This window comes from Polyangium fumosum (assembly GCF_005144585.1).
GTDB classification, from domain to species: Bacteria; Myxococcota_A; Polyangia; order Polyangiales; family Polyangiaceae; genus Polyangium; species Polyangium fumosum.
This window is the reverse complement of the sequence record NZ_SSMQ01000070.1, coordinates 26,773-49,587: the sequence shown is the minus strand read 5'-3', so window position 1 is coordinate 49,587 and position 22,815 is coordinate 26,773. Positions and strand designations below refer to the sequence as shown.

At 68.7% G+C, this 22,815-nt stretch carries 17 protein-coding genes and 1 pseudogene; 10 read left to right on the top strand and 8 right to left on the bottom strand.

Annotated elements, in window-relative coordinates:
- Window positions 1-243 precede the first annotated feature (243 nt).
- The 6 genes and pseudogenes from E8A74_RS41850 to E8A74_RS41830 all read right to left on the bottom strand — a co-directional run bounded on the left by E8A74_RS41850 (window position 244) and on the right by E8A74_RS41830 (window position 6,168).
- Window positions 244-1,788 (bottom strand): MYXO-CTERM sorting domain-containing protein, encoded by a 1,545-nt coding sequence (locus tag E8A74_RS41850; protein WP_136934736.1) that lies wholly within the window; start codon window positions 1,786-1,788, stop codon window positions 244-246.
- 860 nt (window positions 1,789-2,648) lie between these two features.
- Complete coding sequence (locus E8A74_RS41845) at window positions 2,649-3,059, bottom strand: hypothetical protein (protein WP_136934735.1); 411 nt, start codon at window positions 3,057-3,059, stop codon at window positions 2,649-2,651.
- A complete protein-coding gene (locus E8A74_RS41840) occupies window positions 3,056-3,643 on the bottom strand; it encodes a Panacea domain-containing protein (protein ID WP_136934734.1) in 588 nt (195 codons plus the stop codon). Before E8A74_RS41840 ends, E8A74_RS41845 begins: the two co-directional genes overlap by 4 nt.
- 105 nt (window positions 3,644-3,748) lie before the next feature.
- Window positions 3,749-3,951 (bottom strand): annotated as a pseudogene (locus tag E8A74_RS56305) (hypothetical protein); the annotation flags it as partial.
- Window positions 3,952-4,093: 142 nt separating this feature from the next.
- A complete protein-coding gene (locus E8A74_RS41835; RefSeq protein ID WP_136934733.1) occupies window positions 4,094-5,503 on the bottom strand; it encodes a sensor histidine kinase in 1,410 nt (469 codons plus the stop codon).
- Window positions 5,500-6,168, bottom strand: a complete 669-nt coding sequence (locus tag E8A74_RS41830) for a response regulator transcription factor (protein ID WP_136934732.1) — start codon at window positions 6,166-6,168, stop codon at window positions 5,500-5,502. The genes E8A74_RS41835 and E8A74_RS41830 overlap by 4 nt, the downstream gene beginning before the upstream one ends.
- Before the next feature lie 92 nt (window positions 6,169-6,260).
- Between E8A74_RS41830 and E8A74_RS53335 the strand changes: the two genes are divergently transcribed.
- Window positions 6,261-6,407, top strand: a complete 147-nt coding sequence (locus tag E8A74_RS53335) for a hypothetical protein (protein WP_170229777.1) — start codon at window positions 6,261-6,263, stop codon at window positions 6,405-6,407.
- A 344-nt stretch (window positions 6,408-6,751) separates the two neighbouring features.
- Here E8A74_RS53335 and E8A74_RS41825 read toward each other — a convergent pair whose 3' ends face one another.
- A complete protein-coding gene (locus E8A74_RS41825) occupies window positions 6,752-8,821 on the bottom strand; it encodes a response regulator (RefSeq protein ID WP_170229776.1) in 2,070 nt (689 codons plus the stop codon).
- Window positions 8,822-9,046: 225 nt separating this feature from the next.
- Between E8A74_RS41825 and E8A74_RS41820 the strand changes: the two genes are divergently transcribed.
- The 6 genes from E8A74_RS41820 (at window position 9,047) to E8A74_RS41795 (ending at window position 20,220) form a co-directional block, all read left to right on the top strand.
- Window positions 9,047-12,676, top strand: coding sequence for a CheR family methyltransferase (locus E8A74_RS41820; RefSeq protein ID WP_136934730.1), 3,630 nt, complete (start codon window positions 9,047-9,049; stop codon window positions 12,674-12,676).
- Window positions 12,677-12,680: 4 nt separating this feature from the next.
- Window positions 12,681-14,987 carry a 1,4-alpha-glucan branching protein GlgB gene (gene glgB, locus E8A74_RS41815; RefSeq protein WP_136934729.1) on the top strand — a complete coding sequence of 769 codons (2,307 nt, stop codon included), beginning with the start codon at window positions 12,681-12,683 and terminating at the stop codon, window positions 14,985-14,987.
- A gap of 63 nt (window positions 14,988-15,050) precedes the next feature.
- Window positions 15,051-15,779: a lysoplasmalogenase gene (locus E8A74_RS41810; RefSeq protein WP_136934728.1), complete on the top strand. Its 729-nt coding sequence runs from the start codon at window positions 15,051-15,053 to the stop codon at window positions 15,777-15,779.
- Between the two features lie 10 nt (window positions 15,780-15,789).
- Entirely contained in the window at window positions 15,790-16,494 is a 705-nt protein-coding gene (locus E8A74_RS41805) for a class I SAM-dependent methyltransferase (protein WP_136934727.1), read from the top strand.
- 88 nt (window positions 16,495-16,582) lie between these two features.
- Window positions 16,583-17,977 (top strand): aminotransferase-like domain-containing protein, encoded by a 1,395-nt coding sequence (locus E8A74_RS41800; protein WP_170229775.1) that lies wholly within the window; start codon window positions 16,583-16,585, stop codon window positions 17,975-17,977.
- The gene (locus E8A74_RS41795) at window positions 17,974-20,220 is read left to right on the top strand and encodes a S9 family peptidase (RefSeq protein ID WP_136934725.1); all 2,247 of its coding nucleotides are present in this window, start codon (window positions 17,974-17,976) and stop codon (window positions 20,218-20,220) included. Before E8A74_RS41800 ends, E8A74_RS41795 begins: the two co-directional genes overlap by 4 nt.
- A 21-nt stretch (window positions 20,221-20,241) precedes the next feature.
- On the opposite strand, the gene E8A74_RS41790 is transcribed toward E8A74_RS41795, so the two are convergent.
- Window positions 20,242-20,436, bottom strand: a complete 195-nt coding sequence (locus E8A74_RS41790; protein ID WP_136934724.1) for a hypothetical protein — start codon at window positions 20,434-20,436, stop codon at window positions 20,242-20,244.
- Between the two features lie 107 nt (window positions 20,437-20,543).
- On the opposite strand from E8A74_RS41790, the gene E8A74_RS41785 reads away from it, so the two are divergent.
- The 3 genes from E8A74_RS41785 (at window position 20,544) to E8A74_RS41775 (ending at window position 22,789) form a co-directional block, all read left to right on the top strand.
- Window positions 20,544-21,209: a hypothetical protein gene (locus E8A74_RS41785; RefSeq protein ID WP_136934723.1), complete on the top strand. Its 666-nt coding sequence runs from the start codon at window positions 20,544-20,546 to the stop codon at window positions 21,207-21,209.
- Between the two features lie 11 nt (window positions 21,210-21,220).
- A complete protein-coding gene (locus tag E8A74_RS41780) occupies window positions 21,221-22,051 on the top strand; it encodes a S1 family peptidase (protein WP_136934722.1) in 831 nt (276 codons plus the stop codon).
- Window positions 22,052-22,159: 108 nt separating this feature from the next.
- Entirely contained in the window at window positions 22,160-22,789 is a 630-nt protein-coding gene (locus tag E8A74_RS41775; protein WP_170229774.1) for a M15 family metallopeptidase, read from the top strand.
- The last annotated feature ends 26 nt before the right edge of the window (window positions 22,790-22,815 follow it).

The following is a 22,815-nucleotide window of genomic DNA, read 5'->3' as shown; positions in this document are numbered from 1 at the left end:
AAACTGCGCAGCGCGCAGGTTTTCAAACAGGCCGACGAAGAACCCAGTTCGCCAGCCGAACCCGCAGCGCGGCTGTCTCGGTTGGCAGTGTCGCTGCTGGTCTTGACCGGGCCTGTTCGATGAACTGCGCATCGCGCAGTTCATCGAGCTTGGGTCCAGCCCCTGGCTGGTCCGGGTGCAGGGGCGGAGAGCCCCTGCTGGGGCCTGGGGCAAAGCCCCAGCAAGGCCGCGGCCCGGGGGGGATCAGCGCTTCCGGCGCAACCCCAGGAGCCCGAGCAAGAGCAGGCCTGCGACGTGGTGCAGCGTCGAGGAGGCGCTCGTGTTGTCGATTCCGCACTGGCAGCCCGCTTCGGCGGTCGCCATGTCCGCGCCCTGTCCCCCGGATCCTCCCGTCCCGTCGACCTCGGGGCAGCCCTCCGCGCCGCAACAAATGCCGTCCACGCAAACGCCGCTCGGGCAATCGTCCCCGGTGGCGCAGGCGTCGCCCGTCTCGGTCACGAGCTCGAAGGCATGCACCGCGCCTTTCTCCTCGATGGCGTCGATCGTCTGCAGTTGCGCCCCGATGAGGGCCACGTTCCCCGAGAGCGCGCATGAAGAGCCAAACCAACTGCCCGGCGCCGGGATCTGGGGCTCGAGCCGCGCCTTCTCGACCCAAGCATCGCCGATCTGCTGAAAGACACGGGCCGCGCCTTCCCCGACCTTGGTCTCGCCGAGCAAGCCTTTCAACGCGACGATCGCCGTGTCTCCGTCGAGCGCCACCGACTCGACATGCGCATGCGGAGGCCAAGGCGTCTTCGGGAGCAGTTGGGCCTTTTCCACCCAGGTCCCGCCGCTCCGCTCGAAGATGTACGCCGAGCCCGGGCCCGCCCCGGGCACGGTGTTTCCGGCGGCGATGAGCGCCCGGTCGCCGTCGAGCGCCACATCGACACCAAAACCCATCCATTGCTCCCCGTCCCTCGGCACGAGCTTGGCCGTCTGGGTCCACGTCGCCCCCTCGCGCTCGAAGACATAGGCCGCGCCTTTGGGCGCCTCGGCCCAGGCCCCGACGAGGGCCGTATCTCCGTCGAGCGCCACCGAAGTGCCGAACCACCCGGAGAGCGCGCTGTCGCTCGCAACGAGCTTGGCCTGCTCCTTCCATGTGCCGCCCTCTTCGACGAAGACGTAGGCCGCGCCCGCCCCCTCGGTCGCGCCGATCCGCGCCTCCGGCGCGCCGATGAGCGCCGTCTTTCCCGACAACGACACTGCGGCGCCGAAGTAGTCCGCGTTCGTCCCGTCGCTGGCGCGAAGCGTCGTCGTTTGGGTCCACGTCACGCCGTCTCGCACGAACACATGGGTGGCGTTCCTTTTTTCGGGCTGATCGACGTACCAGATGGCGGCGCCGACGAGCGCGGTGTCTCCCTGGATCGCGATCCCGGCGCCGAAGCCGGACTCTTCCGGGTCATCCGATATGAAATGGGCTTGCTCGGTCCAGCCGAGCTCCTCCCGGACGAAGACGTATGCGCCCCCGGACGCCGCGATCAGCGCTGTCTCCCCGTCGAGCGCCACGTCGGCGCCAAACCACGCATGCTGGTTTCCGTCGGCCGCGTGCAGGACCGCGTCGTAGGTCGGCAGGAGCGAGTTGCTTTCGTCCTTCCGGACGGCGGGGAGATGCGTCGGTGTGATCTCCTCGGGCATGGCCTCCGACGTGGGGAGCTCGGATCCACACGCGGTGGACAGGGCCAGGGGGATCACGGCGAGGGCGACGAGGTACCGCGTGGTGTTGGTTTTGGAGGAGGTCACAGGGGACATCACACCCGAGTATCTGCGATCCGCGTGCGGAGCGCGCCTGAAATGGGGGCACCTGTCCTGCGCCGTTCTTCGAAGCGTCACCGTCGAGCCCCCCCAAGGACCCTGCTCAGCCACGTGGCGGCGAGGGGGGAGGATGCCTGGAATGGGGCCGAACACGTGCCCTCTGCCATTGACGGCGTGTGTTCGGCGGCGCGACAGAGGTCTTCGACGCGTGACCTCCCGAGGGACACGGCCCAACCTCCGACGTGGGTCTCCGCGCTGACCGGTCCGTCCCCGCGACCAGGTCCATGGAGGGGCGGACAGCACGTGATCGGCGGCTCGACAAGGACCCTCGGCCGCCCCCGATCCTCGTCTCTGGGCTCGACCTTCCCCTGGGAACACGCCCTGCCACGTGTCTGGTCGCGCGACGCTGACCCTGTCGTGCCGAGGGACCTCGTTCCGCTTCGTGACCGAGGTCCGACGGCGGGGACGTGTGCTTGTTGCGGCGCCGAACAAACGAGGACGAAAACCGATGTCGCCTGTCGAGATGCCCAGCGGCAACCGCGCAAAGCTCACCGATCGAGGACGGGCCCCGCGCAGCGCTCGTGCTCTCCCCCCGGGACTCGTCTCCGCCGCGGCCTTGGCCTCCAGGATCGTCACCGGTCTTGTCAGCGGCCGTTCGATGAACTGCGCATGGCGCAGTTCATCGTCCTGGGTCCGGTAGTCCGGTCATTTGAGCCAAAGTGTCGTCATTTGACGGAATCGGCTTTCCGAAGCACGCTCCACGCCCCACGTGGAAGACCAGGAAGCGGAAGCGCTACAAAGCGACGGGGCCTTGGGTCGTCCCCGTCGCCATTACCTCGCGCACAGCCACTCCACGTTCAATTGTTGAACGCACGGTCGAAGTCCGCATCTTGCGGCTCGTCACGCCTTACCCAAGCGCCGGCGATCTCCACGCGCCGTTCCTTGCAGTAGACTTTCAGCGCGAGGCGCAAACCTCCGCTTTTTCCACCACCTGGAAGGCCCCAGCGCGCCTTGAATACTTTTGCTTCACCGCGCGCGCCAAGTGGCGAAATGTTCGACATCTGGGCAGTACATGCGTTGTCCGCATTGAAGTACGAACACAAAATATCTTGGAGAGAGGCCTTCTGCTCCTCGTACCCATCATCACCAAATAGCCGGCGCGCATCATCCAACGCTGGCTTTGCCAGCGGCAGAACGCGCCATGTGATGTCAGTTCGCGTCAGGTTCTGCCTAACTTGAGGCTGGGGCTGGGGTGCGGCTTGTTTCACCACGGCTCCCCGTCGCTCCCATCGGCCTCCAACGCGGCATTGAACGCATCGTCGGCGGGTTCCGTGAGCCACGGATCCTTACCGCAGATCGATTGCATCGCGATGAACATGTTGATGGGCGGGGGCGCAGTCTTTTTTCCGCCCTTGGTCCGCCGCGCGTCCGCGATCTTCCAGCCAAGATTGCTGTGCGACGACTGCGAAATCTTTGCGGCTGAAACGCCAGCGACGATGGACGCGACCTGTTCGGCCTTCTTGCGCCAGTGATCGTCGAGAAAGTGGTACGATTCCAGTTGTCCCGTCAGGACAACTGGTTTGCCGAGCCCTTCGTCATCTTGGTGGGCAAGCGCGAGCTTCTCCAGCGCTCCGACAAGCTTCTCTCGGTATCCGTGCATGACGGGACCGTTGTCCATCGCCAAATACACGTTGTCCGTGATGGTTTTCCCAGTGTCACGCAGGGCGACCAGATCAAGGTAGAAGAGTGCCTTGTTCAGGTTGGTGATCTGCATCCGGCGTCCAGGGGCGCCTTCCAGCAAGGCGACCGCCGCCTCGATCAGTCGTTCTTGTGCCTGCTTGTCCTGATCCACGGCACACCACCCCAGTTGGGCTAAGAGGCCAACCTACTGAACATCTTGTCAGGATGTTGCGCAGGTATACAACCGACCTGATGGCGGTTCAACCCCCACTCGTCGTCAACTTGTCGTCAACACGGAGTCCATGTGGCCTCCAACCCGAGAGAGCAACCCGAGACCTCCTACGACGGGGAAAAGCGGCAATTGCCGTTCCTTCGGCCGCCACGCGAACAGGTCGAGCTGCGTCCCCGGGGCGGTGGCGGCTCGCGCGGAGCCTCCCCTGTCCCAGCCCACGCCGGGGGTGTAGCGGGTGGCGCCCTGGGGCCGCGTGACCACCACGCGCTTTCGGCGGGACGGCCAGGCTGATCAAGTTTGATCAGTACCCCGAGTCCAGCGCTTGCGCTGGTCCGGGTCCAGGGGTGGACAACCCCGGTGGGGTCTGGGGCAACGCCCCGGCTCCGCGCTTCACGCGGCCCGTTCCCCCTCCCGTGGCTCGCGTTCGGCGTCGCCCTCCCGAGCGGCTGGAAATCGTACGACGAATCGGCTCCCTTTCGACCGCGTCGCGTCGAAGAGCACGTCGCCTCCGTGGGCGCGTGCGATTTGGCGTGCGATGGGGAGGCCGAGGCCGGCGCCGGGCATGTCGTCGGCTCGCTCGCGTACGCCTCGATAGAAGGGCTCGAAGACGCGCACGCGTTCGGCTTCGGGGATGCCGGGGCCTTCGTCGCTCACGGCGGCCTCGATGGTGTCGCCGCGGGGCTCGACGACGACTTCGACGCGCCCTCCTTTGGGGGAGTGCCGCACGGCATTCTCGATCAGGTTTCGGAGGAGCCGCTCCAGGTTTCGGGAATGCCCGAGCACGGTCGCGGGGGCTCCTTGGACATCGATGCGTGTGTCTCGCTCGCGGGCTTCCCAGGCGACGGCTTCGGCGGCGGCGCGGGCTCGTTCGAGCACGTCGACTGGCTCCGACGGCTCGCCTACGTCGGCGCCCAGGCGCGCGAGGGCGAGCAGATCGTCGGTCATCAGCTTCAGCCGGCGGGCGGCTTCGAGGGCCTCCTCGATGGCTCGCCGGTAGGTGTCGGCGTCGCGGGGTTTGCGGAGGGCGTGCGAGAGTTCGCCGTAGAGCGTCGTCAGCGGCGAGCGCATCTCGTGGGCTGCTTGCGCGATGAACCTTTGCTGCGAGGCGACGAGCACGTCGAGACGCTCGATCATCTCGTTGATGTCCCGGCCGAGCTGCGCGATCTCCGCGTCGCCCGTGCGGGTCGCGACGCGCGCGGACAGATCGCCGGCGGCCACGCGCCGTACGACGAGCGTGATGGCCTCGTGTTCGCGCGTCAGGCGACGCACGATCCAGGTCGCCAGCAGCGCGGACCAGCCGACGGCCACGAAGAACACCGTGAGCATCGCGCGGGCCAGGAAGGAGGCGTCTCCGTCGAGATCGGCGCGGGGGGCTGCAAGCAAGAGGCGCGCGCCGGCGTGGGCGGGGATGGGCACGAGCACGCCGCGCAGGTGCTCTCCGCGGAACCACAGGTTGAAGCACTCCATCGTGCCGGGCCCGAGGGTCTCCAGCGGCGGCGGCGAGCCGTGGAAGGTCGGGGTCGCGGCGAGGACACGGCCCTCGGGGTTGAAGATGGCGCCGTACTTCGTCAGGGGCCCGACGTCGTTCGCGGCGGGCCCAGGACGGTCGCTGATGGCAAGCTCGTCGCCGCCGAGGGCCGAGGCTTCGCGCGCTTCCTCGGTGGCTTCGGCGCGCAGCGCCTCGTCGAGCTGGCGCTGCTGGGAGGCGTTGACGGCGATGGAGATGGCCATCAACGCGCCGCCCAGCGTCCCCATCGTCAGCACGGAGACGGCGCCGACGAAGCGCCTCTGGAAGCTCACGGGGCCCTCTCGGCGCGCAGCCGGTAGCCGACGCCGCGCACGGTCTCGATCATCCAGGCGTGCTCGCCGAGCTTGTCCCGGAGGCGGCTCACGTGGACCTCGACGATGTTCGTCCCAGGGTCGAACTTCATCTCCCAGACGTGCGCGAGCAGCTCCGACTTGGGCGCCACGCGATCGACGCGGAGGGCAAGGTGCAGGAGGAGCGTGTATTCACGGCCCGTCAGATCAAGCGCGGCGCCGCGGAGGAGCGCGCGGCGGTTCATCCGATCGACCTCCAGGTCGCCGCAGGCGAGCTTGGAGAACGCCGACGAGCGCCGCACGAGCGCCCGAATGCGCGCGAGCAGCTCCTCGATTTCGAAGGGCTTGACCAGGTAGTCGTCCGCGCCCGTCTCCAGCCCGAGGACACGCTCGCGCAGCTCGCCACGCGCGGTGAGCATGAGGATGGGCGTGGCGAGGCCCGCGCGGCGGAGCGTCCGGCAGACGGAGAGGCCGTCAACGTCCGGGAGCATCCAGTCGAGCAGGATGAGATCGTACATCCCAGACTGGGCTTGCTGCGTGGCGTCGGCGCCGTTCGCGCAGACGTCAGCCACGTAGCCCTCCTCCGTGAGGACACGGGCGACGAACTTCGCGACCCGCGTGTCGTCCTCGACGATGAGAACCTTCATGCCGCCTGAAGGACTAGCAGAAGGGGCCGAACACGAAACATTACGAATCGTTCATGTGTGCCGGCAGGACCCTCGGGCTAGGGTCCGTCTCGATGCCGACACCCCTCGCGCTCCCCGGAGAACCCCCGCCCGTCGGATCTTCCTCACGTTTCGACCGGGTCTCGGCGAGCATTCGGGTGATGCGCGTGATGCTGGTTTTCCTCTCCCTGCTCCTCCACGGGTTTTCCTGCAAGCCGTAGCCTCGCTCCCTCACCTCGGGGAAGCGCCGCCCGGGGCGCTGCCCCGGACCCCGCGGGGGGCTGTCCGCCCCCTCGACCCCGGACCAGCGAGGCGCTGGACCCAGGGTTGAAAAACTGCGCGATGCGCAGTTTTTCAAACAGGCCGACGAAGAAGCCGAGTTGCCAGCCGAACCCGCAGCGCGGCTGTCTTGGTTGGCGACGCCGTTGCTGGTCTTCACCGGGCCTGTTCGATGAACTGCGCGGAGCGCAGTTCATCGAGCTTGGGTCCAGCCCCTGGCTGGTCCGGGGTGGAGGGGGCGGACAGCCCCCTCCTGGGGCCTGGGGCAACGCCCCAGCGCTGCGCCTCACGGCGATCGGGCCGCGTCCCCGTCTGCTCCCGCGCCCCGCCCGAGCCTCGCGATCGCTGCCACGAGGTGCGCCGGGTGGATTGGCTTTGCGACGTACCCTCGAAACCCCGCGCAGTGCGCCTCCCATGCCTGATTTGCTTCCCCTACCTCCAGCACCGCGATCACTGGCAGCGCGCGTCCATCCCGCGCCCGCAATCGCTCGATGAAGGTCGGGTCGCCCCGCCCGGGCATCCCCATCTCGCTCACCACCACGTCCGGCACCGATTCCGCCACGAAGCCTACCGCTTCCTCCGCTGACACCACCGAAAACACCGACGCGCCTCGCCTTTGCAGCACGTCCGCGACGAGGCCCTTCGCCTCGGCGTCCAGGAGGACCAGGAGCACGCGAATTCCCTCCAGGATCCGCCGCTCGTAATTCGTCACGCGTGGCACCTCGGCGAGGAGCTCGGCGCCCTCCGGCGTCTCGCGCGAGGGCAGCGATACCGTGAACGTCGCCCCGGCCCCCTTGCCTGCGCTCGTCGCGCTCACCGACCCGCCGTGCATCTCCACGAGCTTGCGCACGATCGCGAGGCCGAGCCCGAGCCCGCCGTGCTTGCGCTTCGTCGAGCCGTCCTCCTGGCTGAAATACTCGAACACCTCCGGGAGCCGCCCCGGCGTGATGCCTTCGCCCGTGTCCGACACCGTCAGCAAGAATCGTTTGCCGAGGTGCTCGAACCGCACGTCGACACGCCCGCCGGACGGCGTGAACTTGATGGCATTGAGCACGAGCTTCCACGTCACCTGCCAGAGCCGATCGGGATCCGCCATCATCGAAGCGTCGCCGCGCGATTTTAGCTCGCATTCGAAGGTGATCCCTTTCGCGCGCGCGAGTGGGCGCAGGGCGTCGATGGCCTCGTCGATGATCACCGTCGGGTCGATCGGCGCGAGGTGCAAGAGCAGCCGGCCGGTCGCGATGCGCGAGGCGTCGAGGATGTCCTCGACGACCCGGCGCTCCGCCTCGGCGCTCCGCGCGATCGTGGCGAGCCCGCGCTCGGCGATGGGCCCGTCGAGCGTGCCTGTGCGGAGCAGGCTCGACCAGCCGACGATGGCCGTGAGCGGCGTGTTGAGCTCGTGCGAGACCGTGGCGAGGAATTCGTCTTTCATGATCTCGCTGTTCGTGGCCTCGGCCTCCTTTCGCGCCCGGTGCGCTGCCTCCTCGGCGCGCTTCTGCTCGTCGATGTCGGTCGCCGTCAGGATCCACCCCGTCACCAGGCCCTCGTCTCGCTGCGGCACCGCGCGGCCGAGGTGCCAGCGGTAGGCCCCGTCCGAGCGCCGCAGCCGCGCCTGCACGGTCACCCCGAGCCGCCGCCCGAGCGCCTTCCGCCACGCCTCGATCACGTGGCCCCGATCGTCCGGGTGGAGCGCTTCGACGAGCCTCCGCCCCACGTCCCGCAGGTCGCCGAGCCCCGCGTACCGGGACCAGGCGTCGTTGGCATAATGGAAATATCCCTTGCCGTTCGTGGTCCACACGCAGATGGGCATGGCCTCGATGACGCCTTGGTACAGGAGCTCGCACCGCCGCTCCATCGCCTCGCGCTCGCGCTCGCGCAGGAGCGCGGCCTGCCGCTTGACGATTTCCTTCTGCCGGAAGAGCTCGACGAGCACCGTCACCTTCGACCGGAGGATGCTCGGCTGGCAAGGCTTCAACACGTAATCGACGGCGCCGGTCTCGTACCCTTCGAGGATGAAGGACATGCTGCGGTGCACGGCCGTGATGAAGAGAATCGGGATGTACCGGTGCCGCCGGCTCTGCTTGATGAGCTTGACGGTCTCGATGCCGTTCATGTCCGGCATTTGCACGTCCATGAGCACCAGCGAGACCTCCATCGTGAGGAGGTATCGCAGGGCGTCGCGGCCCGACGCTGCTTTCACGATCTCGTAGCCGAGCGGCTCGAGCGCGGCCTCGAAGGCGAGCAGGTTCGCGGGCGTGTCGTCCACGATCAGCACCTTGGGCGTCGGGAGGTGGATCACCGTACCGTCCTCCTCGTGCTCCCAGGGGCCCGGTCGCCCTGCTCGTTTCTCCCCCATCGCCATCCTTCCCTGCGCCGCTCGAAATACCAGCACGTTAACGTGCACGACGGACGCCTCGGGCGAACTCGGATCGTCCCGGCTTTCCGCGTCGGGAGCCTCCGCCCATCGTCCGTCCGGCCCGGACCTTACGTGGGCTGTCCATCACCGCTGACCTACGTTCGGTGCACTGGATTCCGGTTTTCGCTTTCGCATGGCGATTTCAGGGGATAACACCACACCACCATGACGCGCTCCGTGACGCGCTCCGCCCCCGATTCTCACGAATCGCCCGCGCCCGACCAGCCCCTCGTCGTCGGCGTGGGCGCCTCTGCGGGAGGGCTCGCGGCCGTGCAAGAGTTCTTGCGCGGCATTCCCGAGGGCGCGGGGCTCGTGATCGTCGTCCTGCTCCACGTCAAACCCTCCGCCAGCAGCCTGCTCTCGGAGCTCCTGGCCAAGGCCACGACCCTGCCCGTCGTCGAGGCCGAGGACGGCATGACGCTCGAGCCGGATCACGTCTACGCCGTGCCGAGCCGCTCCCTCGTGACCCTCCGCGAGGACCTCCTGCAGGTCGTGCCCGCCGAGAGCCCCGCGGAGCGGCACGCGCCGATCGATCACCTCCTCCACGGGCTCGCCCGCGCGTACGGCGAATCCGCGGTCGCCGTCATCCTCTCGGGCGACGGCAGCGACGGGGCGCTCGGGCTCCGGGCCGTGGGCGAGGGCGGCGGCTTCACGATGGTGCAGGACCCGGCCTCCGCGCGCCACGACGGCATGCCCCAGAGCGCGCTGATGACCGGCGTGGTCGATTGCGTGCGCCCGCCCGACGAGCTCGCCGTCGAGCTCGTGGCCTACGCCGCGCACCGGAAGAAGACCTCGGTCGACGAGGACACGCTCCGGCGGGACATCACCGACGCGTTGCCCGCGATCTGCGAAATCCTCCTCCAGGGCACGGGGCACAACTTCAAGCATTACAAGACGAGCACCCTCACCCGACGCACGCTCCGGCGGCTCCAGGTGCTCCGGATCGACTCGGCCCACGGATACCTGCAGCGGCTCCGGGCCGATCGGGCCGAGGTCGACGAGCTCTTCAAGGACCTCTTGATCGGGGTCACCGCGTTTTTTCGGGATCCGGAGGCGTTCGAGGTCCTCGCCAAGGAGGTGCTCGCCCGGCTCATCCGGGATCGTTCGCCCGATCAGGCCTTGCGCATCTGGATCCCCGGCTGCGCGACGGGCGAAGAGGCGTACACGATCGCCATGCTCGTGTGCGAGGCGCAGGGCGCGGTGTCTGCCGCGCCCGCGGTCCAGATCTTCGCCACGGACATCGACGAGCAGGCCCTCGCCACGGCGCGGCTCGGCGCGTATCCGCTCGGCATCGCCGACGAGGTGCCGCCCGAGCGGCTGCGGCGATTCTTCGTCCGCAAGGGGCAGCATTACCACATCACGAAGGAGATCCGGGAGCTCGTCCTCTTTTCGGCGCACAACCTGATCAACGATCCGCCCTTCTCGAAGCTCGATCTGATCTCCTGCCGCAACCTGCTCATCTACCTCGGCCCGCACCTCCAGAAGAAGCTCATCCCGCTCTTCCATTATGCGCTCCGGCCCGGCGGGTATCTCTTCCTCGGGCCCTCGGAGAGCCTCTCGGCGCACCGCGAGCTCTTCCGGCCGATCGACGCGCGGCACCGGATCTCGCAGCGATTGCCGACCGCCGTGCACGTCCCGGGGCTCCTGCCCGGGCGCGACGGGCCGCCGGCCACGGTCCGGCCGCCGAACGTGCCCTCCGCCGGCGAGACCGACATCTACCTGCTCATGCAGCGGATCGTGCTCGACGAGTTCGCGCCGAAATCGGTCGTCATCGACGAGGAGGGGCAGATCATCTCGGCCTCGGGGAACCTCGAAAAGTACCTGACCATCTCGGCCGGCGCGTTTCACAATAACCTCGTCCGGCTCGTCCGCGAGGGGCTCACCGTGGGCCTGCGGGCGTCGCTCGCGCTCGCGATCAAGGAGCGGCGAAAGGTGGTGCACGAGGGGCTCTCGGTGCGGACCCCGAGCGGCACGCAGCGCGTGATGCTCACCGTGCAGCCGATGCCGCAGATGGGCGAGCAGTCGGGCCTGTTCCTCGTGGTCTTCCAGGACGTCGGCCTGCCCGTCGCGCGGGAGGAGGCGAGGACGAAGGCCGTCGAGGACGCCGCCGTCCTCCTGGAGCAGCTCGAACAGGAGCTCTCGACGACACGCGCGGACCTCGAAAAGACGGTCCAGGAGCTCGAGGTCGCCAACGAGGAGCTCAAATCGAGCAACGAGGAGCTGCTCTCGATGAACGAGGAGCTCCAGTCGGCGAACGAGGAGCTCGAGACCTCGAAGGAGGAGGTGCAGCACGCGAACGAGGCGCTCACGCGGGCCCACACCGACCTCGAGAACCTGCTCACGAGCACGCGGATCGCGACGCTCTTCCTCGACGACGACGAGCATGTCCAGCGCATCACCCCGGCGATCGCGGACATCTACAACGTGACGCTCGGCGACGTGGGGCGGCCGCTTTCGCACTTCACGCACCGCATGAAGGAGATGCCGCCCTTGCCCCGGGCCGAGGAGGTGCGGTGCGCGGAGGCGCCGATCGAGGACGAGATCGAGGCGGCGAGCGGCGCGACGTTCCTCCGGCGCGTGCTGCCGTACCGCAACCAGGGCGGAGAGGCCGACGGCGTGGTCGTGACGTTCACCGACGTGACGGCGCGCAAGCGGGCCGAGGAGGCCCTGCGCGAGGCGGATCGGCGCAAGGACGAGTTCCTCGCCACGCTGGCCCACGAGCTCAGAAACCCCCTCGCGCCCATCTTGAACGCCGTGGAGATCCTGAAGCGGCTCGGACCGCAGGAACCGCCGCTCCAGACCGCGCGCGAGATGATCGAGCGGCAGGTGGCGCACATGGTGCGGCTCGTCGACGATCTGCTCGACGTCTCGCGCATCACGCTCGGCAAGGTGCAGCTCCAGACGCAGGCGATCGACGTGGCGGAGGTGGTGCGGCAGGCGCTCGACACGAGCGGGCCGATCCTCGCGGCGCGGCATCACGATCTGCAGGTGATCCTGCCGCTCTCGACGGTGCGCGTGGACGGGGATCTGACCCGGCTCGGCCAGGTGGTGGGCAACCTGCTCAACAACGCGGCCAAGTACACGGACGAGGGGGGGACGATCCGCCTCGTCGTGGAGCGGGATCCGGGGGACCCGAAATGGCTGTTCATCCGGGTGCGCGACACGGGCCGCGGCATCGATCCGGCGGCGCTCCCGCACCTCTTCGACCTGTTTTACCAGGTGGACCGGAACCTCGATCGGTCGGAGGGCGGGCTCGGCATCGGGCTCTCCCTGGTCCGCACGCTCGTCCACATGCACGGCGGCTCTGTGCGGGCCTACAGCGAGGGGCGGGGGACGGGGAGCGAGTTCGTGGTGCGGCTCTTGACCCTGCCCGACGAGCCGAAGGTGGACGTCGTGGAGGGGGTGATCCTGCCGGAGCATGCGATGTCGGGCGCGCGGGTGCTCGTGGTGGACGACAACGTGGACGCGGCCGAGAGCATGGCGATGCTGCTCGAGTTCGACGGCCACGAGGTGCTGAAGGCCCACGACGGGGTCGCGGCGGTGGAGATCGCCTTGCGCGAGCAGCCGGAGGTGGTGCTGCTCGATATTGGCTTGCCCGGGCAAAACGGGTACGAAGCGTGCAGGGTGATGCGCGAACAAGGGCTCACGGGGACGCTGATCGTGGCGATGACGGGCTACGGGCAGGACGAGGATCGGCGGCTCTCGCAGGTGGCGGGCTTCGACGCGCACGAGGTCAAGCCGCTGAACCTAGAGGCCATCCGGCGGCTCGTCGCGCAGCGGTCCGGGCGTCGGTGAATCGATGGGCGTGACCGATTTCGATCGCATCGCGGCGGCGGACGCCACCGATCCGCACCGCTCGCTCGGGCTTCATCGCGAGGACGGGCGGATCGTCGTGCGGGCGTTCCGGCCAGAGGCGCTCGTGATCGTCGTGCGGCCCGACGACCCGAACGTCCCGCCCCGCGCGATGGCGCGCGTGCACCCGGGCGGCATCTTCCAGGCCGTGTTCGAGGGCGTGGAGGGGCCGTTTTCGTATCGGCTCGAGGTGCGCTCGTCGCGCGGGACGACGGTCGGGCGGGACGCGTATGCGTTTCCGGCGTCGCTCGTGGAGGGCGACTTCGATCCGGCGGGGGAGGGGGCCGCGCGCGAATGGCCCCGGCGGCTCGGGGCGCACGTGGGGGAGGTGCGCGGCGTCTCCGGGACGGCGTTCGCCGTGTGGGCGCCTTCGGCGCGGCGGGTGAGCGTCGTCGGGGAGTTCAATCGCTGGGACGGCAAGCGCCACGCGATGCGGCGCACGGAGGCCGGCGTCTGGGAGATCTTCGTGCCCGACGTGCGCGCGGGCGCGACGTACAAGTACGAGATCAAGACGGCGAGCGGGCTCGTGCTCATGAAGAGTGATCCCGTGGCGTTCGCGGGGGAGCTTCGGCCGAGCCACGCGTCGAAGGTCACGCAGGGGTCGTACGTGTTCACGGACGGCGCCTGGCTCGCGGCGCGGCGCGAGGCGGATCCGCACGTGCGGCCGATGAGCATTTACGAGGTCCACCTCGGCTCGTGGCGGCGCAAGCCCGCGCCCGGGAAGGGGGACGGGCCCGGGGCGTGGCTCTCGTACCGCGAGCTCGCGGACGAGCTCGTGGAGTACGTGGTCTCGCTCGGCTTCACGCACGTGGAGCTCTTGCCCGTGATGGAGCATCCGTTCGACGGCTCGTGGGGCTACCAGGTGACGGGGTATTTCGCGGCGACCTCGCGCTTCGGGGATCCGGACGATCTCCGGTATTTCATCGATCGCTGCCACGCGCGGGGGCTCGGCGTCTTGCTCGACTGGCCGCCCGCGCATTTCCCCAAGGATGCGTTTGCGCTCGGCCGCTTCGACGGCGAGCCGCTCTACGAGCACGCGGACCCGCGGCGGGGCGAGCACCGCGAGTGGCGCACGTTCGTCTTCGATTACGGCAAAAAAGAGGTGCGCAATTTCCTGATCGCGAGCGCGCTCTTTTGGCTCGACGAATTCCACGTCGATGGGCTGCGCGTCGACGCGGTCGCCTCGATGCTCTACCTCGATTACGCCGCGATGTTCCCGACCGAGTGGGAGCCGAACGAGTTCGGCGGCCGGGAGAACCTCGACGCCGTGCGGTTCTTGCGCGAGCTCTCGGACGCCGTGCACAAGGATTTCCCGGGGGCCGTGCTCTGCGCGGAGGAGTCGACGACGTGGCCGGGCGTCACGCGCCCGACGTCCGGGGGGGGCCTCGGCTTCGACTTCAAGTGGAACATGGGGTGGATGCACGACACGCTCGATTACTTCGCGCTCGACCCGCTCTTCCGCGCCTTCCACCACACGAAGATCACGTTTGGCCTGATGTACGCGTTCTCGGAGCGGTTCCTCCTTCCGCTCTCGCACGACGAGGTCGTGCATTTGAAGCGCGCGCTGCTCTCGAAGATGCCGGGCGATCGCTGGCAGCAACACGCGAACCTGCGGGCGCTCTACGCGTGGATGTGGGCGCACCCGGGGAAGAAGCTCGTCTTCATGGGCGGCGAGCTCGGGCAATGGCGGGAGTGGAACCACGATCGCGCGCTCGACTGGGAGCTCGTCGGCGCGGAGGATCACGCCGGTCTGTCGCGGCTCGTGCGGGATCTGAACGGCGTGTACCGCAAGTACGAGGCGCTCTGGGAGCTCGACGAGAGCCCGGCGGGATTCACGTGGATCGACGCGAACGACGCGAGCCAAAGCGTGGCCTCGTTCGTGCGATTCCCGCGGCAACCGGACGGCTCGGAGGAGCCCTGCCCGAAGCGGATCGAGAAGGGGATCTTCGTGGTGTTCGTCGGCAATTTCACGCCGCTGCCGCGATTTGGGTACCGGGTCGGGGTGCCGCGGCGGTGCCGGTACCTCGAGGTGCTGAACACGGACGCGCCGGTGTACGGCGGGAGCGGGGTGGGGAACCTGGGGAGCGTGGCCTGCGAGGACGTGCCTTCGCACGGGTTCGAGCAGTCGATCGTGCTGACGCTGCCGCCGCTTTCCGGGCTGTTTCTGGTGCCGGAGCTCGCGGAGGATCCGGTGGAGGCGGAGGCGGAGGATCCGGTGGAGGCGGAGGCGGAGGCGGCCAGCGAAATCGCGTAGCGCTGCGCGTTGTGGAGATGAGCACCCGCGTCGAGCCGCGGCGGGGTGGTAGGCTCGCGCGCCATGGATTGGGCTTCGTTCCGGCGCCGCGAGGCGCTCTTTGTCGCGGCGTTCTTCGCAAGCGTGGTGGCTGCGTGTCTGCTCGCCGCGCTCGCGCCGGGCTCGATCGTGGTGCGCCTCGTGAAGCTCGTTCCCCTGGCTTTGCTTTGCGCCGCTCGCCTGCGCGACCGGCGGGGGCGGCTCGCGGGGCTCGTCGGGCTCGGGCTTTTCGTGTCGCTCCTCGCGGACGCCCTGATCGATAGTGTCTTCGTGGCCGGGCTCGGGGCGTTCCTCGTCGCGCACCTCTTTTATCTCGCCGGGATGGGGTTGCCGAAGCGCGCGACAGGCGCCGGGCTTCCGATGCTCCCGGCCCTCGTCTTCGGCGGGTTCATGTGGTGGGTCCTCGTCGGATCCGGCCGCGCGCCGGAGGCCTTGCACGCGCCGATCACGGCGTATGCGATCGTCATCTCGTCCATGCTCGGCCGGGCGATCGGGCGCGCCTTCGTCGAGCCGAAGGACCACGCTTCGCGCGTCCTCTGTGCCGGCGCGCTCTTCTTCGTGGTATCGGACGCGCTCATCGGCGTGAATCGCTGGGTCTACCCCGTGCCCCTCGGGCGGGTCTGGATTCTTGCGACGTACTACGTGGGGCAATACCTGATTTTTCGCGGCTCCGCGCCGCCCCAGCGCGAGGCAGAGGACGCGGCGCGTCGGGCAGGTCCCCCCCGCCTTCCCTTTCGCGCGCGCGTGCAATAAGGTCGCGCCGATGAGCGACCCCGTGAGTGATGCGCAGGCGCGCGTGTACCAGGAGAAGGCGGACGCGTACGACGCGCTGATCAACGCGGAGGACGCGGACGAGGTGCTCGCGCGCGTGGTGCGTGAATGGCTGCCGGAGGGGGCCGTGGCGCTCGACGTCGGCGCGGGGACCGGGCGGCTCTCGCGCATCGCCTCCGCGCGCGCGTCGCGCTTGCACCTGGTCGATCGCGCGGCGCCCATGCTGGAGATCGCGCGCAGGCATCTGTCGCAGGCCGGCGTGCCGTTCACCATCCATCACGCGGATGTGCGCTCGTTGCCGTTGCCCGACGTGAGCGTCGATGTCGCGATGGCCGGGTGGGTGTTCGGACATTTCCGTCACTGGATGCCGGAGGGCTGGCGCGAGGAGGTGGACACGGCGCTGTCGGAGATGCGCCGTGTGGTGCGTCCCGGCGGCGCGCTGATGGTCATCGAGACGCTCGGCACCGGCCACGAGACGCCACGCGTCCATCCAGGCCTGGACGAGTACTTCGCGCACCTGGAGCAGGCGCACGGGCTTTCGCGCCGCTGGGTGCGCACCGACTACGTGTTCCCCGACGTCGAGGCTGCGGCGCACATCTGCGGCGAGTTCTTCGGTTCTGCGCTCGTGGCCCAGATCCGCGAGCACGCTTGGGCGCGCGTCCCGGAGTGCACCGCGATCTTCTCGAGCGCTCCCTGATCCGGGCGTGATCGCCCCGCGGGCCGCACGGTCCTGCATCGAGAAGATTGTACTAGTACACTTCTTGGCGTATCCTGGTACATACGAGATGCGCAGTCATACCTGGAAACCACGCCTGAGGCGCTCCAGCGCGCCGCTCTACGCGGCGATCGTCGACGCGCTCGCGGCCGACATCAGCGCCGGCAAGCTGCGCGGAGGCGACCGACTTCCGACGCACCGCGACCTCGCGAACGCGGTCGGGGCGTCGCTGGGGACCATCACCCGCGCGTACGCGGAAGCGGAGCGCCGCGGGCTCGTTCGTAGCCAGGTCGGCAGCGGCACGTTCGTGAACGGGCTCATGGATGGCGACGCGTACTCGCCCATGCTCGACCGGAGTCGCATCGACCTCGGCCCGACCGCCGCGCCGATCCTGTCCGGCGATCTCGGGCACTGCGCGCTCACGGCCGCGCTCGCGAACCTGAGCTCGCGCGCGGACCTCGGCGCGCTCAGCGGCTACCAGTCGCATGGGGGGACCGCGGCGCAGCGGGCCGCGGGCGCGCGCTGGCTCGGGACGACCGGCGTCGTCGCGTCCCCCGAGGAGATCACCGTTTGCAGCGGCGCGCAGCACGCCACGGCGATCTTGTTGTCGACGCTCGCGACGACGACCGGTGTGCTGGTCGAGGAGCTCACCTATCCCGGCGCGCTCAGCGCCGCGCAGTGGCTCCGGCTGCCGACCCATCCGGTCGAGATCGACGAGGCGGGGCTCGTCCCCGAGGCGCTCGCGCAGGCCTGCCGATCGAGCCGGGCCAAGGTGCTTTATTGCACGCCGACGAACCACAACCCGACCACGTCGATCATGCCGATCGAGCGGCGTCGGGCGATCGTGGCGATTTGCCGCGAGTACGGGGTCACCATCCTTGAAAACGGCGCGCTCGCTCCGCTCGTCCCCGACGCGCCGCCGCCGCTCGCCGCGCTCGCCCCGGAGGCGACGTATTACATCGGGAGCCTGTCGAAGGCGACGGTGCCTGCCCTCCGTGTCGGCTTCCTTCGTTCACCGACCGAGGCGCGACACCTCCTCGAAAACGCCGCCGCAGCGACGGTGTGGTCAGGTTCGCCCTTGCTGGCCGAGATCGCGACGCAATGGATCAACGACGGCACGGCAGCCGCCATCCGCGACGCGCGGCGCAGGGAGGCCGCCGCCCGCCAGACGATCGCAGCGGCGATCTTGAAGGGGACTCCCTATCGCGCACATCCCACCGCGTATTTCCTCTGGATGAGGATCCCGGAGCACCGGCGGGCGATGGAGGTGATCGAGCAGGCCGCCGCGCAGAACGTATTGCTGGGGCCGGCGCACCTGTTCGCGGCCCGCGCGGGCAGCGCGCCCAATGCCCTTCGGGTATCGCTCGCCGCGGCGAAATCATGCAACGAGCTCGAGCGGGGCCTCTCCATCCTGGCGAAGCTGCTCGACGGATCGCCTACCTCCCCCTGGAGTGTGATGCCATGAGACGACGTGTCGTGCTCGTGTTCATGTCCGCGTGGCTTGGCTGCCAGCCTCCGACGACGGCGACGCGGCCTCCGACGACGGCCCCTGCCCAGGGCGATCCCTTGCAAGCGCGCCTCGAGGTCGCCGAGAAGTATTACCGCTTCATCGAGCGCATTCGAGACACCCTCGTCGCGCCGCGGTGGCTCCCCGATCGTGATCAATTCGTGTACTGGTCCGCGGTCGGTCCGCATCGCGGGACGTGGGTCCTCGTCGACGCGCAGCAGCGGACGAGGGTCCCCGTCCTTTCGAGCGACGTTTTGCAGGCGGAGCTCTCGGCGCTCGTTGGCCAGAAGATCGAGCTCCCGGAGAACCTCGACTTCGTCCTCGCCCCCGGCCTCGCGCCCGATTCGCGCCGGATTGTCTTCCAGCTTCAGGGCCGGTCGTTTGCGCTCGGGCTCTCCGATCGCCGCGTCGTGGCCCTCGCCCCGACCGATCGCGCCGCGTGGATGCTGTCTGCGAGCCATCACGTGTCTCCCGAGGGCCGCACGGCCGCAGTCCAGCGCGGATCGGGGTTCGCCGTGGTCGACAGCGAGGGCGGCACGCTGCTGGAGCGGAGCGGGGAAGAGAATTACGAATGGCAGATCCCCGAGCGGGCGTGGTCTCCCGACGGTCGGTTCCTCGTGGTCTGGCGCCAGGACACGCGCGGCGTCCACAAGACACCAATCGTCGATTACGCCTACGCGACGGGCATCGAGCGCGTGACGATGGTGCCCTATTCCAAGGTCGGGACCCCGCTCCGGCGCTCGGAGCTCTACGTGGTCGAGCCTGCGACCCGCCGCGTGACGCTCGTTCCGCCCGCGCCCGGGGAGACCTACGATTGGTTTGCGGGCTTTCGTCCCGATGGCAGCGAAGCGCTCGTGCTCCATCTGTCCCGTGATGGCAAGCGGCTGGAGCTCTCCGCAGTGGAGCCTGGGGCCGGCAAGACCCGCCTCGTGCTGCGCGAGGACCGACCGGAGAGCTTCGTGGGGGCGCTCGACTTTGCGGAGAACGGGTGGTCGCTGCAGGTCACGCCGCTCGACGACAACAAGCGCTTCTTGTGGATGTCCGAGCGCGACGGCTTTCGGCACGTCTATCTCTACGATTACGCGGGGACGCTCGAGCGCCAGGTCACGAGCGGCCCCTTTCCCGTGCACCGCGTGCTCGGCGTCGCTCCGAAGGCAGATGCGATCTTCCTCTTGGCCTCTGCCGAGCGCGCCGCGCCTTATGACCGATTGCTCTATCGCGCGAGCCTCGCCGGGGGCGACCTGAAGCGGCTCTCGCCGGACCTCGGCATCCACCGGATCACCCTCGCGCCGTCGGGGCGTTATTACACCGATGGGCATTCCACGCGCGTAAAGCCGCGGGTGTGGGACGTGGGTTCGACCGAGGGCGGCGCTCCGTTCCGCTACGCCGAGGCGGACACGAGCGCGCTCGCGGAATTGCATCTCTCGCCGCCGGAGCCCCTCACGGTCCTGGCGGCCGATGGCGCGACGGAGCTCCATGGCGTGCTGTACAAGCCGTGGGACTTCGATCCGAAGAAGCATTACCCGGTCCTCGACGTCATCTATGCCGGTCCGTGGATGTCGGTCGTGCCCTGGAGCTTCGTGGGGACCGAGGAGTCGCGGTGGGCGAATTCGCTTTCGCAGATGGGGTTCGTCGCCATGGTGCTCGACGCGCGCGGCACGCCGGGGCGAAGCAAGGCGTTTCAAGACGCCAACTATGGGCGCGTGGGTCAGACCGAGATCCCCGATCACGTGGCCGCGCTGCGGCAGGCTGCCGCCACGCGGCCTTACATGGATATGAGCCGCGTCGGGATCTACGGCCACTCCTGGGGCGGCTACTTCGCGCTCCGCGGTATGCTGACCGCCCCGGAGCTGTTCAAGGCGGGTTATGCGGGGGCGCCCGGGGCCCTGGAGGAGGAGGCGGTCATCATGGAGCCGAACCTGGGGCTCATGAGCGAAAATCGAGCCGGCTACGAGGCGGGGTCCAACGTGTCGCTCGCGCGAAACCTTCGGGGGGCCCTCAAGATGATGCATGGCACGAGCGACGTGAACGCGACGGTCTCCACGACGATGCGCATGGCCGAGGCCCTCATCCGCGAAGGCAAGCCCTTCGAATTGCTCATCATGCCGGGACAGCCCCACAGCCCCGAGGGGAAGGCGTTTCAGTATTACAAGGACGACGTGCACCGGTTCTTCGTCAAGGAGCTGGGCGGCCCGCGCTGACCGTCCCTCGCCGGCGCGGTGCTACCCTTCAGGGCCGTTCGAGTCGAGCACCATCGGGCTGCCGACGTCCAGAACACCGGGGAGGATGCTCCGCGGCACCGAGAATCGCTGCCGTCGGGCCCGCGCTCCTTCGATTCGTAATGCGAGGGCCTCCACGTCGGGATGCGCGCCGAGCTGTCTGCGCAGAGCGGCGAGCGCCTTCTTCAAGATCGCCATGTGCTCCTCGCTCGGCTCACGCGGCAAGGCGCCCTCTTGGGCCTCGCGGGGTGGACCATTAGGTTTCCATCGCAACCGAAGTCGCTCGGACGCGAGGAGGAAGGGCGATGACCCGACGAGGAATGAAGTACGCGAGGACAGGGGCCGCCATGCTCATCACGCTCGGAGCCATCGCGGCGGGGTGTGAAAAGAGCTCGAATCCAGGGGAATCCCGACAAACGGTGAACGTCACGCTCGACGAGGACAGCGTGGCGCAAGGCACCCAGATGGATGCGACCCAGGTGCGCGTCGACATCCGCAGCCAGACCGGGGTGTTGCAGCTCCGAGCCGATTTCCAGGCGGTCGGACCGCAGAGGACCCTGGTCACGTACACGTCGTTCCCGACGGGAACGGACGGGGACATGTCGGCGCAGCCGCTGACCGCGTCGGCGCAAATGGACGCCGAGCTGCCGACGGTCGACCGCGCGATCGTCGGGGCCGCCCTCATCCAGGCCCAGGTGTCCCGCGCGATCCATTATTACTACGACAACTGGGGTTGTGATTTGCCCTCGGCGATCCGCGGGCCTACGAGCTGCGGTCCGAAGGGGCGTTGCTGCGACATCCACGACGCGTGTTACAAGAAGCACGAGTGCGGGGCCGGGAGCTGGCTCCGGCCCTGGACCCAGTGCCATCTTCTCTGCAATGTCCCGGCCGTCGCCTGCTTTTCGAGCAGCAGCTTCAATCCCGGCCCGAGCGAATGTTGCGCGCGTGGAAACTGCGGCGATCCTCGATGACGTGACGAGACATGGCCCGACGCTTCGTCCCCGCGTGCCTGGTCTTCGTCTGCGCGTGCACGCCGGGCCCCGAGGACGGGGCGCGTGAAGCCCCTACGGCCATCGTCGGCGGGCAGGTCGCGGCGCCGGGAGAATGGCCGACGGCGGTCTCGTCGGGGCGATGCGACGGCACGCTCGTGCATCCGCGGCTCGTGACCACGGCAGCGCATTGCCTCGCCCGCGGCGGGCCCGGCTCGTTTGCCTTCGGGGAGGCGCGTGATCACGCCGTTCGCGTGGTGCCTGTCGACCGCTGCGTGGGACACCCGGATCATGAACGGAGGAAAGGCGCCGACGTGGCTTTTTGTCTCCTCCGCGAGGCCGTGGACGATGTTCCGATCGTGCCCGTCCTTTCCACGTGCGAGGCTGCCGAACACCTCACCCCCGGGGCCACGGCCATCCTGGTCGGATTCGGGGCCGCCGGCGAAGACGAGCCCGGCGGCGGCCTGAAGCGGTGGGTCGAGGTGCCCGTGCACGGGACGCAGGCCGGGGCGCGGGAGGTCCTCGTCGGCACACGCGAAAAGGGCGCCTGCACAGGCGATTCGGGCGGCCCGGCCTTCCTCGAGCTTCCGGGCGGCGCGTGGCGCGTGTTCGGCGTTTCGAGCCGCATGGCCCCGAGCACGGACCTCGGCCCGGCCGATCCCTGCGCGGGGAAGGCCATCTACACGTCGATCGCCGCGCATCTCGTGTGGATCGAGGAGAGCTCCGGGATCGATCTCACGCCTTTCGAGGAGGAGCGCTGCCCCCCGCCGCTCGGCCTCCATGAAGGCGCGCTGGATTTTCGGAGAGCACCTATTGCGCTGTGATGCCCGGACACAACATTCGAGAATGGGGAAAGGGGGTGCCATATGGCCGTGAGAGGTCAAAAGGGACCGTCCGCTCTTCGGAGTGCAGAACGATTCGTCGCCGAGTACGTGGACGAAAGGATCGAAGACGAGCCCGTCGTGCTGGAGGAGGTCGATCCCTCCGAGGGCACGTCGCCGCCCGAGGACTGGGACAGTCATGCCCACGAGGACGACGAAGACGTCTGGGAGGGCGTGGAGACGAGCGCCGCGGCGAGCAAGTCGAGCTTCGAAGCCGCGCGGGGGAAGGCGCGATCCATCAATGGATTCAGCGTGGGGCCCGCGAAACGTATCGGCGTCAAGACGTACCGCGTCCCGGGCACGAAGGTATCCTTGCCGGTCCGCGCGATCATCGCCCCGCTGCTCATCGGCTTCGCCAAGGAATTCCACCAGAAGGTGGAGCGGCTCCGCAAGGGCTGGTGCTGGGGGCACGCGAATCGCAACATCCGCGGCTCGAAGCGGCCCTCGTTCCACGCGGCCGGCATCGCCATCGATCTGAACGCCCCGAAGCACCCGCTCGGGCGCAAGGGCACGTTCAGCGCGGCCCAGCGCAAGACGATCAACGCGCTTTGCAAGAAATACGGCCTTCGCTGGGGAGGCAACTACCGCCGCCGCAAGGACGAGATGCACTTCGAGGTGATCTTGCCCCGCGCGAAGGCGGTGGCGCTGGCGAAGCGGATCCAGAAGCGCGGGGCTCGGTAGCCCCGAGGCGACTACGGAGGGAGGGT